At 43.5% G+C, this 15,725-nt stretch carries 16 protein-coding genes, 2 pseudogenes and 1 other annotated feature (1 of these 19 only partly in view); of the genes and pseudogenes, 16 read left to right on the top strand and 2 right to left on the bottom strand.

Annotated elements, in window-relative coordinates:
* Positions 1-38 precede the first annotated feature (38 nt).
* Positions 39-173 (bottom strand): hypothetical protein, encoded by a 135-nt coding sequence (locus KQI39_RS17240; protein ID WP_330653922.1) that lies wholly within the window; start codon positions 171-173, stop codon positions 39-41.
* Between the two features lie 129 nt (positions 174-302).
* Between KQI39_RS17240 and KQI39_RS02950 the strand changes: the two genes are divergently transcribed.
* From KQI39_RS02950 to KQI39_RS17825, 5 genes and pseudogenes are all read left to right on the top strand, one after another.
* Positions 303-524, top strand: coding sequence for a helix-turn-helix transcriptional regulator (locus tag KQI39_RS02950; protein ID WP_173762716.1), 222 nt, complete (start codon positions 303-305; stop codon positions 522-524).
* A complete protein-coding gene (locus KQI39_RS02945) occupies positions 508-1,299 on the top strand; it encodes a DUF3169 family protein (protein WP_216416307.1) in 792 nt (263 codons plus the stop codon). The genes KQI39_RS02950 and KQI39_RS02945 overlap by 17 nt, the downstream gene beginning before the upstream one ends.
* Positions 1,300-1,534: 235 nt before the next feature.
* Positions 1,535-2,581, top strand: a complete 1,047-nt coding sequence (locus KQI39_RS02940; protein WP_021977431.1) for a macro domain-containing protein — start codon at positions 1,535-1,537, stop codon at positions 2,579-2,581.
* A gap of 151 nt (positions 2,582-2,732) precedes the next feature.
* Positions 2,733-3,431, top strand: a pseudogene (locus KQI39_RS17830) (ADP-ribosylglycohydrolase family protein); the annotation flags it as partial.
* Between the two features lie 57 nt (positions 3,432-3,488).
* Entirely contained in the window at positions 3,489-4,193 is a 705-nt protein-coding gene (locus tag KQI39_RS17825; protein WP_173762740.1) for a vWA domain-containing protein, read from the top strand.
* A gap of 82 nt (positions 4,194-4,275) precedes the next feature.
* Here KQI39_RS17825 and KQI39_RS02930 read toward each other — a convergent pair whose 3' ends face one another.
* Positions 4,276-4,635: a helix-turn-helix domain-containing protein gene (locus KQI39_RS02930; protein WP_021977433.1), complete on the bottom strand. Its 360-nt coding sequence runs from the start codon at positions 4,633-4,635 to the stop codon at positions 4,276-4,278.
* 244 nt (positions 4,636-4,879) lie between these two features.
* On the opposite strand from KQI39_RS02930, the pseudogene KQI39_RS02925 reads away from it, so the two are divergent.
* The 11 genes and pseudogenes from KQI39_RS02925 to KQI39_RS02875 all read left to right on the top strand — a co-directional run.
* Positions 4,880-5,068, top strand: a pseudogene (locus KQI39_RS02925) (type II toxin-antitoxin system HicB family antitoxin); the annotation flags it as partial.
* A gap of 117 nt (positions 5,069-5,185) precedes the next feature.
* Positions 5,186-5,920, top strand: a complete 735-nt coding sequence (locus tag KQI39_RS02920) for a class I SAM-dependent methyltransferase (protein ID WP_216416305.1) — start codon at positions 5,186-5,188, stop codon at positions 5,918-5,920.
* Positions 5,901-6,992: a hypothetical protein gene (locus tag KQI39_RS17230; RefSeq protein ID WP_253293039.1), complete on the top strand. Its 1,092-nt coding sequence runs from the start codon at positions 5,901-5,903 to the stop codon at positions 6,990-6,992. The genes KQI39_RS02920 and KQI39_RS17230 overlap by 20 nt, the downstream gene beginning before the upstream one ends.
* A 4-nt stretch (positions 6,993-6,996) precedes the next feature.
* Positions 6,997-7,938, top strand: a complete 942-nt coding sequence (locus KQI39_RS02910) for a DMT family transporter (protein ID WP_216416302.1) — start codon at positions 6,997-6,999, stop codon at positions 7,936-7,938.
* Between the two features lie 131 nt (positions 7,939-8,069).
* A complete protein-coding gene (locus KQI39_RS02905; protein ID WP_173762721.1) occupies positions 8,070-8,621 on the top strand; it encodes an ECF-type riboflavin transporter substrate-binding protein in 552 nt (183 codons plus the stop codon).
* Positions 8,622-8,723: 102 nt separating this feature from the next.
* Positions 8,724-10,448, top strand: a complete 1,725-nt coding sequence (locus tag KQI39_RS02900) for an ABC transporter ATP-binding protein (protein ID WP_173762722.1) — start codon at positions 8,724-8,726, stop codon at positions 10,446-10,448.
* Positions 10,438-11,268, top strand: a complete 831-nt coding sequence (locus KQI39_RS02895; protein ID WP_173762723.1) for an energy-coupling factor transporter transmembrane component T family protein — start codon at positions 10,438-10,440, stop codon at positions 11,266-11,268. The genes KQI39_RS02900 and KQI39_RS02895 overlap by 11 nt, the downstream gene beginning before the upstream one ends.
* Positions 11,269-11,290: 22 nt before the next feature.
* Positions 11,291-11,974, top strand: a complete 684-nt coding sequence (locus KQI39_RS02890; RefSeq protein ID WP_330384916.1) for a pyridoxamine 5'-phosphate oxidase family protein — start codon at positions 11,291-11,293, stop codon at positions 11,972-11,974.
* 199 nt (positions 11,975-12,173) lie between these two features.
* Positions 12,174-12,710, top strand: coding sequence for a nitroreductase family protein (locus tag KQI39_RS02885; protein ID WP_021977439.1), 537 nt, complete (start codon positions 12,174-12,176; stop codon positions 12,708-12,710).
* Between the two features lie 271 nt (positions 12,711-12,981).
* On the top strand, positions 12,982-14,004 hold the full coding sequence (locus KQI39_RS02880) for an alpha/beta fold hydrolase (RefSeq protein WP_216416299.1): 1,023 nt from the start codon (positions 12,982-12,984) through the stop codon (positions 14,002-14,004).
* 202 nt (positions 14,005-14,206) lie between these two features.
* The gene (locus KQI39_RS02875; RefSeq protein WP_216416297.1) at positions 14,207-15,604 is read left to right on the top strand and encodes an alanine/glycine:cation symporter family protein; all 1,398 of its coding nucleotides are present in this window, start codon (positions 14,207-14,209) and stop codon (positions 15,602-15,604) included.
* 86 nt (positions 15,605-15,690) lie between these two features.
* Positions 15,691-15,725, top strand: a binding site (T-box leader) (it continues 212 nt past the right edge of the window).

Genomic DNA, 15,725 nt, shown 5'->3' with positions numbered 1-15,725 from the left:
TTTTCAAAAGTAAAAAGAATATCGGTAAGGTTTTTCTTTTAGTTCTTTTTCTCATCAAATAGAGCCTGCATAAGGTGATCGCTCAATTTCTGAGAAGGCACTTTGGCATGTCTCTGGTAGGTATCCAGTTCCGGGTACTTATATCTCCATTCATCATATTCTTCCTTGCTCATTTTCATTCCTGAATAAATGACAACAATATTTGTCAAAAACATATTGACAAGTAAAGTTGTCAATGCTAAGATAAAACCATGAAATGACAAGAAAACTTGTCAAAATAAACAGCAGAAGGAGGGCCTGAATTGCCACTGTTAAATCGTCTAAAAGAATATCGTTCCAGCAAGGGGATTAATCAGACTGAGCTGGGGAAGTTGGCCGGGGTGTCCAGGCAGACGATCAGCCTGATTGAGAGAGGCGATTATTCACCGTCTGTAACACTGGCGCTTAAGATCGCCAGGATCTTTCAGGTAAGTGTAGAGGACATTTTCATGTATGAGGAGGATGAAGATGAAACAGGAGAATAAGACAAAAAGTGTTAAAAAATTCAGTGTGAAAATGCTTCTGGCAATGGTGTTTGGAGGTGTGCTTGGAGGCTTTTTCGGTGTTTTTATGTATTACTTTCATGGAAATCTGGAAGCATTTCTGACAACATGGCCAAAGTTGATCCAGAGCATATTGGTTCCGGGGATGCTGGTGATAAATATTATTTCTGTTCTGGCAGGAGAGATTTGCCTGAGAAAGTTGGGTAAAGTCTGCGAAAGAATCGAGACTGCGGAAGATGAGGAGGCGGATCTTGTCAGCTATCAGGAAGAAAAATATGGAGCGATCCTGCAATGTGTTAATGTAATCTCACAAGTATTTTGCATTTTTCTTCTTGCAAATGGCTATCAGATGGGATATATCGAATCCAGTAATAAAAATGCGATTAATTTTCTCATTGCCTGTGTGCTGTTTGTAGCTTGTTTCTTTTATAATGGAATCATGCAGGCCAGATATATCAAGCTGCTTCAGACAGTGCATCCGGAAAAAAGAGGAGATATTTCCTCCAGGAAATTTCAGCAGCAGTGGCTGGAGAGCTGCGATGAGGCGGAGAAGGAAGTTATCTATCAGAGTTCTTACAAGACCTATATTTTTATGAGCAAAGCCATCGGGCTGTTGCTGATCGTTACAATGGTATCCCATCTGTTTTTCAAAACAGGTATCATGGCCATCCTGGTGGTTGGTGTGATGTACCTGATCCTGGTTGTGAAGTACAGCTTTTCCTGTGTGAGTCTGAGGAAAGATCGGATTTTAAGATAATGAAATATATAGAATCGTTATGGCTGAACCAGATGAAAAATCTGGTTCAGCTTTTTGGTTATGGGAAATTTCTTCATAATATTCCAGTGGCATAAAAAAGCTCTTGTGGCAGGAGCACACTACGGAAGAAAAATAGATATCGCTGAAATATCGGTTTATGGTATGATAAGAAAAGAGATAATTAGTCCAGGAAATATTATATTCATAAACGTGAATAACAGAAAGAAGGTATGCTATGCCATTTAAGATCATACAGAATGACATCACAAAAATTACAGCGGATATCATTGTAAATACGGCGAATCCCAATCCAGTTTACGGCAGTGGCACGGATTATGCGATTTATAAGGCGGCAGGAAAATCACAGTTACTTCGGGCAAGGTGGAAGATCGGAAAAATCCGTCGGGGAGAGATTGCGGTAACGGATGCGTATAATCTTTCCGCAAAGTATATCATCCATACCGTTGGGCCTGTATGGAAGGGGGGAAAATCTCATGAATTTGAAATACTGGAAAGTTGTTACTGGAAATCTCTGAAAAAAGCAGCAGAGCTGAATTGTGAAAGTATCGCGTTTCCGCTGATCGCAACGGGTGTGTATGGATTTCCGAAAGATATGGCTCTTGAGATCGCAGTTTCTACATTCAGTAAATTTCTTGCTGAGCATGAGATGAATATCATTCTTGCGGTATTTGACAAAGAATCATTTCAGCTTTCCAGTCAGATTGTAGATGTTGTAGATTCTTACATTGATGAAAATTATGTGAATCAAAATTATGCGGCAGAATATTCTCAACCATTTCGCCGGGACAGAAGATCAGAGTATGAGAATCGAAACGGTTATCCTGCGGATCGATTTCCAGAAGAAAATTTTTATGAGGCATCTTTTTCCAATGAAGCATTGGGATGGGGAGCGATGTCCCTGGAGGAGCAGTTGAATCAGATCGGACCGAGTTTTCATGAAAAACTGTTCGAGCTGATAGAAAGATCGGGAATGGATAATAAGGATGTGTGGAAAGCGGCCAATCTTGACAGGAAGCATTTTTCAAAAATCCAGTGTGACAGCCATTATCATCCGAAGAAAAAAACAGTTATGGCATTGTGTATTGCGCTGAAATTAAATCTGGAACAGGCAAAAGATCTTCTGGCGAGAGCAGACTGGGCATTCAGCCCAAGCAGTAAGGTGGATCTGATCGTGCAGAAAGCGCTTATAGACAGACAGTATGATATCATGCAGTTGAATACGGTTTTGTTTAAATACACAAATGAAATACTGGGAGTCTGAATGCAGCAAAGTGGAGTGCAAATGGATATTTTATTCCTATCTTATAAAAATGTCGCCGGTTCAGCGACCATACTGGTATAAAACCCGTGTATTATAAAATCACAATAAAAAAACAAGATTACCGGATTGGTTCCGGGGACAGGAGGCATATATGTACGGTGCGATTTTAGGAGATATTATTGGAAGTCCATTTGAATTTGACAGAGGCGATAAGACAAAAGATTTTGAACTGTTTTCATGGGGATGTCGTTTTACAGATGATTCTGTAATGACAATCGCGGTGGCAGAAGCTTTAATGGAAACCGGAATAAATGCGGATGAAGAAACAATTGAAAATGCTGTTCAGAATCAGATGCGTAAATGGGGAAGACGATATCCAAGAGCAGGGTATGGCGGAAGATTTCGTCAGTGGCTTATGGCGGATCATCCGGAACCTTATGGAAGCTATGGAAATGGTTCTGCGATGCGTGTGTCGGCAGCAGGATGGTTATATCCGGATCTGGAACAGACCCGGGCAGCAGCAAGGGCAACAGCAAAGGTGACACATAATCATCCGGAAGGAATTAAAGGTGCTGAGGCAACGGCCAGCTGTATTTTTCTTGCCCGAAATGGAAAGTCAAAGGAAGAGATCCGTGAATATGTAACAGGAGAATTTCATTATAATCTGAACAGAACATTGGATGAGATCCGGCCATTTTATCGTCATGTGGAGAGCTGTCAGAAAACAGTACCGGAAGCAATCATTGCTTTTCTGGAAGCAGAGGATTTCGAGGATACTGTAAGAAATGCAGTTTCTATTGGTGGTGATACAGATACTCTGGCGGCTATTGCGGGTAGTATTGCGGAAGCTTTTTATGGAGTGCCGGAGGAGCTGCGGGAAGAATGCAGGAAGAGAATTCCGGGCAATATGAGAAAAGTCCTTAACCAGTTTGACAGGGAACTTGGCAGGGAGTGCGAGAGGGAAGAGACGACAGAAATTGTATTTATCCTTGACAGAAGCGGTTCTATGGCAGGACTTGAGAGAGATACGGTTGGGGGATTTAATTCCATGATCGAAAAGCAGAAAAAAGAAAAAGGTTCTGTGTTGGTTTCTACGGTGCTTTTTGATAATACGGCAGAAGTTCTTCATGACAGGGTAGATTTAGAGAAGATCAGGCCCTTAACAGAAAAAGAGTATTTTGTGGGAGGATGTACTGCACTTCTGGATGCTGTCGGAGGGGCAATCCATCATATTGGAAATGTACATAAATATGCCAGAATGGAGGATGTGCCGGAGCGTACATTATTTGTTATCATAACAGACGGGGAAGAAAATGCCAGTCGTTATTACAGTGCCAAAAAGGTGAAAGGAATGATCGAGCGTCAGAAATCCAGATATGGCTGGGAGTTCCTTTTTCTGGGAGCAAACATAGATGCGGTACAAACGGCAGGAAGATTTGGCATCAGTGAAGACAGAGCGGTAAATTATAATTGTGACAGCAGAGGAACTATGCTGAATTACCAGGTGATCGGAGAAGCGATTTCTGTATTCAGAAATGATGCGCGTATTGATGAAAGCTGGAAAAGGCAGATTGATGAGGACTACAAAAAACGGAGAAGTGACTGGGAATAAATCAGGCAGAAGAAGGGAGTTATTTTCTATATTTATAATGGATATTTTCCCTATATAAGAAAAATATATCAGAGGAACCGTTCTATTTACAGGACAGTTCCTCAGTTTTTTTGTATGAAAGTTCCCTGACATAAGTAAAAATCCTGCTTCTCAGTTCCTGGTCTGTCTGCATCGTCTGTACCAGTTCATACAGTTCCGGTGATTCGGAACGGGAGATGATGATCTGATCGGCTTCCATCTGGTCAGATATTCCATATAAAAAATCTACATTACAATGAAAAGTCTGTGCGATAAAACATGCAGATTGGTAGGAGGGCTCACGCTCTCCACGTTCGTAACGGCCGTATGCCATAGCTGAAATATTAAGCTGGCGTGCGGCTTCTGCTTTATTGATATTCAGGGACGTTCGAAGCTGGATCAGCCTTTCCGGACAAAAATTCATAAAATTCACCTCTTGATATTAACCAACGGTTATGATAACATATAGAACAACACTAACCAATGGTTATTATAAACAAAAAGATCAGATATTACAAGAGTGAAAAAAGAAAACGTTGTATATAGGATTTTTACTTTCTTTTTATGTCAGCTTCCTTGAGAGGCTGTGAGTTGAAATGGCCGAAAAGACGGAATAGCGATCTACCAGCTGGTAAGACAAATAGTCGAAAGTGAGACCGAGAATAAAAATGAAAACGCTGAATGATTATATGGAAATGCCCTATCGTATGGAAATTATAGAAGATAAGGAAGAGGGAGGATTTGTGGCTTTTTATCCTGATTTGCCAGGGTGCATTACCTGCGGTGAAACTGTTGAAATTGCGGTAGCAAATGCATTGGATGCAAAAAAGGCATGGATTGAAGCAATGATGGAAGAGGAACATTAAGAAATGATGTGACATTCTCAAAAAAATGATACGATGTTTTGGTAATACTATGTTATACTTATATCTTCAGGATTACCACAAACAACCATGGAAGTGAGAACAACAAAAATGAACAATAAAATCGTAGTCTGCCTTGGAAAGGGTGGACAAAGGGATCAGGCAGAGTCTTTTGCCAGGAGGACGGATGCGCCGATTCAGGATAAGCCGGGGGATTATCTTACTGTCCGGTTTGATTCTAAAGGGGTATCTCTGTCGGGATTTGGTTTGACCTATCAGGGTAATTTCGTAGAGTCTATGCTGCACAGAGTGACCAATGGACGGCTGCAGCATGAGATGCTGGTGAAAGCTGCCAAGTCTGATAAAGAGGGCAGGAAGGCCATTGATGCCACAGCCGGAATGGGAGAAGATGCTTTTCTTCTGGCAGCTCAGGGATATGAGGTGACTTTGTATGAGCAGAATCCGGTGATTGCAGCTCTTCTGAAAGATGCCATTCGCCGTGCGAAGAAAAATATAGATCTGAAAGACATTGCCAGTCGTATGAAAGTGATCGAAGGAAACAGTGTGGAATGTATGTCAAAACTTCTTGATCCGGTGGACGTGATCTATCTGGATCCTATGTTCCCGGCAAGGCAGAAATCCAGCCTGATCAATAAGAAACTTCAGCTGATCCAGAAACTGGAACCACCGTGTTCTGAGGAAACGGATCTTTTTGATGCAGCTATCAAGGCGAATCCGGATAAGATCATCGTCAAACGTCCGCTGAAAAGTGAATATCTTGCCGGCCGGGAACCGTCCTATACGCTGAAAGGAAAGGCAATACGGTATGACTGCTATGTGTTATAAAGTCACACATTATCGGTATAAAGACCGCATCGGAAACCTTAAAGCGGAAGCCGTAGGTGTGGTAAGCGGGGAAAAGCATTTCCCCATATTTCCAGGGAATATGATCTTTAAACCACTGACGAAATCCAAGCCATTTTCCACACCACTATATGCTTATGCAGAGGTATTCTGGTCAACGGTCATTAATGAATATTTCATGCCTGCGCCACAGTATGAGCTGGCGATCTGTGAGGGTTATGAGGCGGTAAATGAGAAATATCTCGATTATGGAACCGCAGTTCCTGTGGCATATAAGGAGGGAGAGTCCCTTCTGAATCTTCTGGAGTTTTTCCGGAAATATCCGGATAAAAAAGTTGACATAGATAATTATGTAAACTACTGCCAGATGTTTTACGATTATCGGGACATCTTTGAATCGGAATTTTTCCAGAAACACGAAGATCTGGCAGAACAGCTTGCTATGCAGGTACTGATCTCTGTTCTGAAGGGAGACCAGAATTATCATTATGAGAATGTAGCTTTTCTCTGTGATAAAGAGGGAGAGATTATCAGCCTTGCGCCGATGATCGATCATGAATTTTCTACCTATTTCATGTTCCCGGAAGATGTTTCACGACATGTGTACTGGCTGATGGAACTGAGTAAGTCTATCCGTGGCTGGGAAGTGAAGCCAGGGGAATATGATAATTTTAAGAATCCGGAAGAACGGAAACTGATGGAAAAAAGTGCCACCTGTATTCACAAAAATCTCTTCTATATAAAAGAACATTATCCACAGGTAACCGAAGAATTTCTGAATAAAGCAGAAAAACTGAAAACAGCACTGACAGAAACTTCGAAGGATTTTCTGATCCAGGGAAATACGGAATATCCGGACCATGCGGATTCCAGTGCCTGGCTGATCGGAAAAGCCAGATATAAGGATAAAGATGAAGAGAAAGCCAGAACTTATGAAGCGGAATTTCGTGGAAAAGAGAAAAAGATTGATTTCCGTGACGTCAGTATCAGCGCAATAAATGAAATAAAATCCATCTTAAGTCAGATGGAAGAAGTTTTGGGAAAGAGAGAATAAACAAATGAAACAAACAAAAACAACGTTGACAAAAACCTGGGTGGTGGCGGCGCTTGCCTGTGTCTGCTGTCTTCTCTGGGGAAGTGCGATCCCGCTGATCAAGACAGGATATCGTCTGATGCAGGTGGATTCTGCAGATACTGCAAGCCAGATCGTTTTTGCGGGAGTGCGTTTTGCACTGGCAGGGATTCTGGTACTGATCTTTGCGTCCATCAGTGAACGGAAAGTCATGATCCCGGACCGGACGATCCTAAAATATGCAGTACCGGTCTGCCTGGCGCAGACGGTGTGTCAGTATTTCTTCTTTTATATCGGAGTGGCGCATACTTCCGGAGTAAAAGGTGCGATCATCACAGGCCTTGGAAACTTTATCGCGATTCTGTTATCCTGTTTTATTTTCCGTAAGGAACGTATGACAGGAAGAAAGATGATCGGATGTATCCTGGGTTTTGCAGGCGTCGTTGTGATCAATCTGATGGGAAATTCCCTGGATGCAGGATTTAAGCTCACGGGAGAAGGATTTATCCTGATCGCGCAGTTTTCTTATGGAATGTCTACAGTACTGATCAACATTTTTTCCAGAAAAGTGTCACCGGTAATACTCAGCGGAACACAGTTTACCATGGGAGGGATCGTTCTGTTCCTTATCGGAAAAATAATGGGCGGACATCTGGGAGTGGTAAATGCTGCCGGAATCGGAATTATTTTTTATCTTGCAATGGTTTCCGCTGTGGCTTATACGCTGTGGTCAGTGCTGCTTGCATGGAATGATGTATCCAGAGTTGCCATCTTTGGATTTGTAAATCCCCTGTTCAGCGTAATTTTGTCTGCACTGGTTCTGGGAGAAGTACGCCAGGCATTTAATATGGGAAGCCTGATCGCACTGTTCCTTGTCTGTGTGGGAATTTATGTGGTAAATCGTAAAGACAAAGCGTCTGTCCATTGACAACTTCTTCAGAAAAGTCGTATACTATGCGTGTTTCATAAATGAAGAAGAAATTCTCATGTGTCTGAACGGCGAGTCCGCGCTGTGGCTTGTGGTGAAGACAGTGTGGGAAACTGAGGGAGGAAGAGACTATGAACAACAATAACGGCATTAAAAATGTTGTAGCCATCGGTATTGGTGCGGCTCTGTTTTTCGTGCTCGGACGTTTTGTGGCAATCCCAAGTCCGGTACCGAATACGAACATCAGCCTTCAGTATGCAGTACTGGCTCTGCTGGCAGCAATGTACGGACCGGTTGCAGGTGGACTGATCGGATTCATCGGTCACACACTGGTAGATCTGTCCTGGGGCGGAAGCCCGTGGTGGAGCTGGGTTATCACTTCTGCGTTTGTAGGTGTGGTAATCGGTGTTTTTGCGAAGAAACTGAATGTTCAGGAAGGTGAGTTCGGTAAAGGAAAAGTAACGATTTTTGTAATCGCAAATGTGGTTGCACATGTGATCGGATGGGTCGTTGTGGCTCCTGTACTTGACATTCTGATCTATGCAGAACCTGCAAATAAAGTATTTGCACAGGGTGCGTTTGCAGCAGTTTCCAACACAATTACCGGAGCTGTAGTAGGTGGACTTCTGATCCTGGCTTATACGAAAACTATTGCAAAGAAAGGTTCTCTGGACCAGGAGTAAAACTTTGACAAAAAGCCTTTTCATTGTGCTTATAAGGCAGATGAAAAGGCTTTTCTTCTCTTAATATATGAACGTTTTATTGATTCATTGAGGTAATAATACATGACTGAGAAAAAATCTCCTGTTATTTCTTTTAAAAATTTTACGTTTCAGTACCGTGCCCAGAAACGTCCCACACTGATGGGGATCAATCTGGACATTTATCCAGGTGAGAGAGTTCTCATTGCCGGACCTTCCGGTTGTGGAAAAAGCACTCTTGCCGGCTGCATCAACGGACTGAATCCATTTTCCAATCCGGGTGAATGTACCGGAGAGCTGACTGTAGACGGCGTCGATGCGCCAAAAAGCAGCATTTTCGAGCTGTCTGCCCATGTTGGTACTGTATTACAGGACCCGGACGGACAGTTTATCGGCCTGACAGTGGGGGAAGACATTGCTTTTGCCCTGGAAAACAGCTGCACGCCCCAGAATGAGATGCATGAGATCACCCGCCATGCGGCAGAACTGGTAGGGATTGAGAACCACATGGACTATGCACCCCATGAGCTTTCCGGTGGTCAGAAGCAGAGGGTAAGTCTTGCAGGTGTTATGGTGGATCAGGTAAAGATCCTTCTCTTTGATGAGCCGCTGGCGAACCTTGATCCTGCCACTGGCAAGCAGACCATTGAGCTGATCGATGAGATCCAGGAAAAAACGGATACTACTGTAGTGATCATCGAGCATCGTCTCGAGGATGTTCTGTGGCGAAATGTAGACCGCATCATTCTTATGAAAGACGGAGGAATCCTTGCAGATCTTCATCCGGATGAACTGCTTTCCACAGGGCTTCTGGGAGAAAACGGAATCCGCGAGCCATTGTATCTGACAGCTATGCGCTACGCAGGAGTGGATATCCTTCCAGAGAAAAAACCTTCCCATGTGGATTCCGTGATCATAAATGAATCAGACAGAACAAAGATCCACAACTGGTTCCATGCTCAGCCGACAGCAGAAAAAGAAGCAGAAAAAACACCTCTTCTGGAAGTAAAGAATTTAAGTTTTGGTTACACAAAAGATCATCAGACACTTCGCAATGTAAGTCTTTCTATCGGGAAAGGCGAGATGGTCAGCATCGTCGGAAAAAACGGTGCCGGAAAATCCACATTTTCCAAGCTTGTGTGCGGCTTTGAAACGCCGGATTCCGGTGAGATTCTTTTTGACGGCAGAGATCTTCTTCAGGAAAATATTCGTCACAGAGCAAAGTATATCGGGTATGTTATGCAGAACCCCAACCAGATGATCTCCAAGACCATGATCTTCGATGAGGTTGCATTAAGCCTTAAAAATATGGGAAAAAGTGATGCAGAGATTCGGGAAAAAGTGGAGGAAACCTTAAAGATCTGCGGCCTTTACCCCTTCCGTAACTGGCCGGTATCTGCTTTAAGTTTCGGGCAGAAAAAACGTGTGACAATTGCAAGTGTTCTTGTGCAGAATCCGGAACTGATCATTTTGGATGAGCCCACCGCGGGCCAGGATTTCCACCATTATACAGAGATCATGGAATTTCTCCGTGGTTTAAATGAGCAGGGAGTTACGGTTGTAATGATCACTCATGACATGCACCTGATGCTGGAATATACACCACGTGCACTGGTATTTGCAGACGGACAGCTGATTGCAGATAGAAGTGCGGCAGCCGTTCTCTGTGATCCGGAGCTGATACAGAAGGCGGCCTTGAAGGAGACCAGTCTGTTCACACTGGCCAACCATATGGATATCACACCGGCGGAAGCGTTTGTGGAACGTTTCATAAAGGAAGACAGGGAGGTGCGTAGCCATGGCTGCTAAAACAGTACTGAATTATCTGCCGCGGGAGAGTGTGGTGCATAAGCTGACCGGTACAACCAAGCTTGCTTTTTTCCTGCTGTTTACCTTTGCCAGCATGATCACCTACAATACCTGGGTACTTTTGGGGCTGTTTGCGGTGAGTATTGCCGCATTTAAACTCAGCAGGATCAAATTTAAAGAAGTCCGCTTTATGATGATTTTTATGCTGGTATTTCTGCTTCTGAACAATCTGTTTATTTTTCTGTTTGACCCGAATCAGGGTACGACTTTGTATGGGACAAAACATATCATCTGTCATCTGTTCTGGAGATATGATGTGACACAGGAGCAGCTGTTTTATATGCTGAATATTTCCCTGAAATATTTTGTGGCGCTGCCGGTAGCGATCCTTTTCATTTCTGCTACCAATCCAAGTGAATTTGCGGCCAGTCTGAACAGCATTGGCATTTCCTATAAAGTTGGATATTCTGTTGCGATCGCATTGCGCTACATTCCGGATATCCAGAGGGATTATCACAGCATCAGTCAGGCGCAGCAGGCCAGAGGAGTGGAGCTTGGAAAAAATGAGCACTTTTTTGCCCGGCTGAAAAATTCTGTAAATATTCTTCTGCCGCTGATTCTTACCAGCCTGAACCGGATCGATGTGATCTCCAACGCCATGGAGCTTCGCGGATTCGGAAAGAATAAGAAGCGAAGCTGGTATATGAAGAGACCTTTTGTAAAAAGAGATTTCATTACTTTGGGGCTGGGTGTTGTGCTGCTTATTATCAGCCTTACAGTGACCATCCGTTTTGGAAGATTTTATAATCCGTTTGTATAGAAAGATCAGGAGGCGCAAAAAAATGGCAAAGATCAAAGTAATCAAAAAAAATGACGAGTATTCTTCTGACTATAAAGTAGGAGATATCCTGGAGGTAACAGGAACCTGGTACGGCGGGTTTAACGTAAACAGTGTAACTGGAATTCCGTTGTGCCTGGATAAAGATGAATGTGAGGAGATTCTGGAAAAAACAGATCTTTCCCATGAAGAATATGAAGAGGCTGCATCCTACTGGAAGAAAAAAGACGCAGAAAGTGTAAAGCTGGATGAAGCGAAGCTGAAGAAAGCAGTGGAAGAGTATATTCTGGCAAATAAAACCTGTGCACTGGCAACGGGTGCGGGAGAGTTTGTGCGCTGCACACCTATCGAGTATACGTATCATCATGGTGCATTCTGGATGTTTTCCGAAGGCGGCGAGAAGTTTGCCGCACTGGAAAAGAATAAGAATGTGTGTCTGGCCATTTTTGATAAATATGAGGGCTTTGGCAAACTGAAGGGAATGCAGGTGACAGGAGAGGCAGAGCTTGTGGCACCGTTTTCTGATGAGTATAATGCAGCGGCAGAGTTTCGGAAGATCCCGCTGGATGCGCTGAAAAAAATGCCGCATACCATGAACCTGATCAAGGTGCAGCCGAAGAAGATAGAGTTTCTGAATTCTGATTTTAAGAAAGATGGTGCAGATTCCAGACAGATGCTGGAATTCTGAGAAGAAAGCTTGTGATTTTGCGAACAGCAGTGTTCAATGTTTACAGTACATATGTTGTTCGCAGTACAAATTGATTTCAACACAGTATTGTGCTAAAATTATTTCATGAAAAATATGAACATATAAATCAGCATACCAATAACCGCAGAACTTAATAATGATTACACAAATTCTGCATCACCAGACGAGGAGGATCAATATGGAATTTCAGAAACTGATCGAAGAGAGAAGAACCATCCGTAAATACAGCCCGGAGGGAAAGATCACAAAAGATGAGCTGCTTACCATAATCAGGGCGGCACAGGAAGCACCAAGCTGGAAGAACTCCCAGACAGGAAGATATTACTGTGTGACATCTGAAGATATGGTAGAGAAGATCAGCAAAGAATGCCTTCCGGAAATGAACCAGCCCAAGGCAGAGAATGCGGCTCTGATCATTACTACTTTTGTACAGAACCGTTCCGGTTTCCAGAAAGACGGTACACCGGATAATGAACTTGGAAATGGCTGGGGCTGCTATGATCTGGGACTTCAGAATGAGAACCTGGTTCTTAAAGCATGGGAGCTTGGTTATGGAACTGTGATCATGGGACTCCGTACAGGAGATAAGCTCCGTGAGATCCTTTCCATTCCGGAAACAGAGACCGTAGTTGCAGTGATTGCAATCGGAAAAGCAGCAGAGGAGCCTGCACGCCCGAAACGTAAAGATGTGGAAGACATTGTGAAATTCTTTTAACCGAATCAGGGAAGTCCTTTTCGGGATTGCGAATATCCGCTTGACACAACAGAAATCATAACAGAAATGCCCGGTACATGCGAAAATGTCCGGGTATTTTTTAACAGAAATTAAAGAGCAAAATGGACTAAAAAACATTGCCGGAAGAAGTGAATTCTGTTATCCTGTAAGAAGACAGAAATCAACGATCATTCAAAAATCTTACAAAGGATAAACATAAATCGCAGAGAAAAAAGCAATACACCAAAAGTAAGGGAGGTTTTTAATCAATATGCAGATCATACATGAGAACGAATACGAAGAAACCATGAAAAATACCGTAGAGCCATATCTGTCAGCCCGGAAAAGGGAACTATATGTACCGGGAGCAGACTATCCATTTCGCAATGAAAACAAACGGATCACAGGTAAGATCCACATGCTGCAGTATCTGTCTGATGCGCCAAAAGGTGTGGTGGTCATCAGTCACGGTTTTACAGAATCCGCAGCGAAATACGATGAAGTGGCCTACTATTTTCTGAAAGAAGGCTACCACGTGTATATTCCGGAGCACTGTGGTCACGGCCGGAGTTACCGCCTTACTGCAGATCCGTCCCTGGTACACATCGATACCTGGAGACGTTATGTCCGCGATTTTCTGAAAGCATGCCGCTACATAAAAAAAGCTCACCCGGATCTGCCACTGGATCTTTTTGCACATTCCATGGGAGGCGCTATTGGCGGTATTGCGGCAGTCTGGGAGCCGGACTGGTTTCACAAAGTAATTCTTTCCTCCCCGATGATCCGGCCTCTTACCGGAAATGTTCCGTGGCCTGCAGCCACCGGAATCGCTCTGGAGAAGTGCATTCTGGGAAAAGATGAAGAATACGTAGCAGGCAAAAAACCATACGATGGCGGCGGTTCTTTTGAGACAAGTTCCGCAACATCAAAACCAAGATATGAGCGTTACAAAAATCTCCGCGCAGAGCACAAAGAACTCCAGACCTGGTCTCCGTCCTACGGCTGGCTCTGGGCTTCCGCAGAGATGAGCTGGTATCTGCGTCTTTACGGCTGGAAAAAGTATACGGCACCAATGCTGCTCATCCAGGCCCAGACCGAAGATCTGGTGTCTGTCCGTGCCCTGAAGAATTTTGCCGGAAAGATCAACCGTCAGGGAAAAACCACCTGCGATTATATCCATATGATCGGAACAAAGCATGAGATCTATGGAAGCAGAGGCAAGATCCTAGAGAAATACTGGGGATATATATTTACATTCCTGGACGATACGGAAAATGATACTGACCACAGATAAGTATTTTTACTACAGGTGTATCACATATTTGACAACAGGATTGGCAGCTTTTATTCACTTTCTTTGTTTATCGCAGTAAAATTATAAAGCTTTTCTCTTATACATTCGACAGAAAATGTGCTATAATTTGAAGAATCGTCTTTTTTGTACAAACAAACGTACTGACCGAAAAGACAAAATTAAATAAGGGAAGGATTATAGAATGTTATCTGTTATTGAATCAGTGAATGCTGCCATAAACAATTTTATCTGGGGCGTTCCTGCGATGATCTGTATTATTGGTGTAGGTCTTTATTTAAGTATCCGCACGAATTTTCTCCAGATCCGGAAATTCCCCTATGCCATCAAGGTCACTATCGGACGTATGCTTCGGAAAAGAGAAGCTTCCGATGGAAGTCTGACACCGTTTCAGGCTGTTTGCACCGCATTGGCGGCTACCGTGGGAACCGGAAATATTGCAGGTGTTGCAGGTGCCATCGCCATCGGAGGACCGGGAGCCGTATTCTGGATGTGGATTTCCGCAATTCTGGGAATGTGTACAAAGTTTTCCGAGGTAACACTTGCAGTACATTTCCGCGAAACCAATGCCAACGGAGATCTGGTTGGAGGACCAATGTATTACATTAAGAATGGTCTTAAAAAACACTGGCACTGGCTGGCCTATCTGTTTTCCGCCTTCGGTGTGCTCACTGTTTTCGGAACCGGAAATGCAACTCAGGTTAATACCATTACAACAGCCATTGATTCTGCACTGATCAATTACAATGTGATCACTGCAGACAATACTTCTACGGTAAACCTTGTTATGGGGATCATCCTTGCGATTCTTGTGGCAATGATCCTGCTTGGCGGAATCAAAAGGATCGGCCAGGTTACAGAAAAGCTGGTACCGTTTATGGCATTGTTTTATATTATTCTTGCCGTCGGTGTAGTTATCATCAACTGGAAAAATGTTCCGGGGGTTTTCAGCGCTATCATCAGAGGGGCATTTAATCCGGCATCTGTGACAGGCGGCGTAGTAGGAAGCTTTTTCATGAGTATGAAAAAAGGTGTTTCCAGAGGTATTTTTTCCAATGAGGCAGGTCTTGGTACCGGTTCCATCGCACATGCCTGTGCAGACACCAGAAAACCTGTAAAACAGGGATTTTTCGGGATCTTTGAGGTATTCACGGACACGATCGTGATCTGTACGCTGACAGCGCTTGTCATCCTCTGCAGCGGGGTGCCGGTTGGTTATGGCGCAGCAGCAGGAGCGGAGCTTACCATCAGCGGTTTTACCAGTACATACGGAAACTGGGTTTCCATCTTTACAGCAGTTGCCATGTGCTGCTTCGCATTTTCCACTATCATTGGATGGGGACTTTACGGAGCCAGATGTGCGGAGTTCCTTTTTAAGGAAAAAGCTATCAGACCTTTTATGGTACTGTACTCTCTGGTAGCAATCATCGGCGCAACTGTTGACCTTGGACTTCTCTGGAGTATCGCAGAGACCTTCAACGGTCTGATGGCGATCCCTAACCTTATCGCAGTATTCCTGCTTTCCGGTGTGGTTGTAAAGCTTGTGAAGGAGTACTTCGCCGGAGAAGGAAAGAACGCCTGAAGGAGTTTTTGAAAAAAAAACTTGACTATCAAAACAAACAGAGTTAGAATTGGTTTAACTCATTAAAGAGTTAACACATAACAGAAGTAAATTCCATGAAGGGAATCAGTAAAGACAGAGG

It is taken from the genome of Blautia sp. MSJ-36 (assembly GCF_018917985.1).
Lineage (GTDB): Bacteria > Bacillota > Clostridia > Lachnospirales > Lachnospiraceae > Blautia_A.
Note: the sequence above shows the minus strand (reverse complement) of the source record. Positions and strands in the feature narration are given on the sequence as shown.

Bases quoted from the DNA above. Each gene is read 5' to 3' on its own strand.
- KQI39_RS02890 (WP_330384916.1), top strand. From the start codon at position 11,291: ATGGCAAAGATCAAAGTAATCAAAAAAAATGACGAGTATTCTTCTGAC.
- KQI39_RS02930 (WP_021977433.1), bottom strand. From the start codon at position 4,635: ATGAATTTTTGTCCGGAAAGGCTGATCCAGCTTCGAACGTCCCTGAAT.
- KQI39_RS02910 (WP_216416302.1), top strand. From the start codon at position 6,997: ATGAAACAAACAAAAACAACGTTGACAAAAACCTGGGTGGTGGCGGCG.
- KQI39_RS02940 (WP_021977431.1), top strand. From the start codon at position 1,535: ATGCCATTTAAGATCATACAGAATGACATCACAAAAATTACAGCGGAT.
- KQI39_RS17240 (WP_330653922.1), bottom strand. From the start codon at position 173: ATGAGCAAGGAAGAATATGATGAATGGAGATATAAGTACCCGGAACTG.
- KQI39_RS17230 (WP_253293039.1), top strand. From the start codon at position 5,901: ATGACTGCTATGTGTTATAAAGTCACACATTATCGGTATAAAGACCGC.
- KQI39_RS17825 (WP_173762740.1), top strand. From the start codon at position 3,489: ATGAGAAAAGTCCTTAACCAGTTTGACAGGGAACTTGGCAGGGAGTGC.
- KQI39_RS02900 (WP_173762722.1), top strand. From the start codon at position 8,724: ATGACTGAGAAAAAATCTCCTGTTATTTCTTTTAAAAATTTTACGTTT.
- KQI39_RS02920 (WP_216416305.1), top strand. From the start codon at position 5,186: ATGAACAATAAAATCGTAGTCTGCCTTGGAAAGGGTGGACAAAGGGAT.
- KQI39_RS02895 (WP_173762723.1), top strand. From the start codon at position 10,438: ATGGCTGCTAAAACAGTACTGAATTATCTGCCGCGGGAGAGTGTGGTG.
- KQI39_RS02880 (WP_216416299.1), top strand. From the start codon at position 12,982: ATGCAGATCATACATGAGAACGAATACGAAGAAACCATGAAAAATACC.
- KQI39_RS02905 (WP_173762721.1), top strand. From the start codon at position 8,070: ATGAACAACAATAACGGCATTAAAAATGTTGTAGCCATCGGTATTGGT.
- KQI39_RS02875 (WP_216416297.1), top strand. From the start codon at position 14,207: ATGTTATCTGTTATTGAATCAGTGAATGCTGCCATAAACAATTTTATC.
- KQI39_RS02885 (WP_021977439.1), top strand. From the start codon at position 12,174: ATGGAATTTCAGAAACTGATCGAAGAGAGAAGAACCATCCGTAAATAC.
- KQI39_RS02945 (WP_216416307.1), top strand. From the start codon at position 508: ATGAAACAGGAGAATAAGACAAAAAGTGTTAAAAAATTCAGTGTGAAA.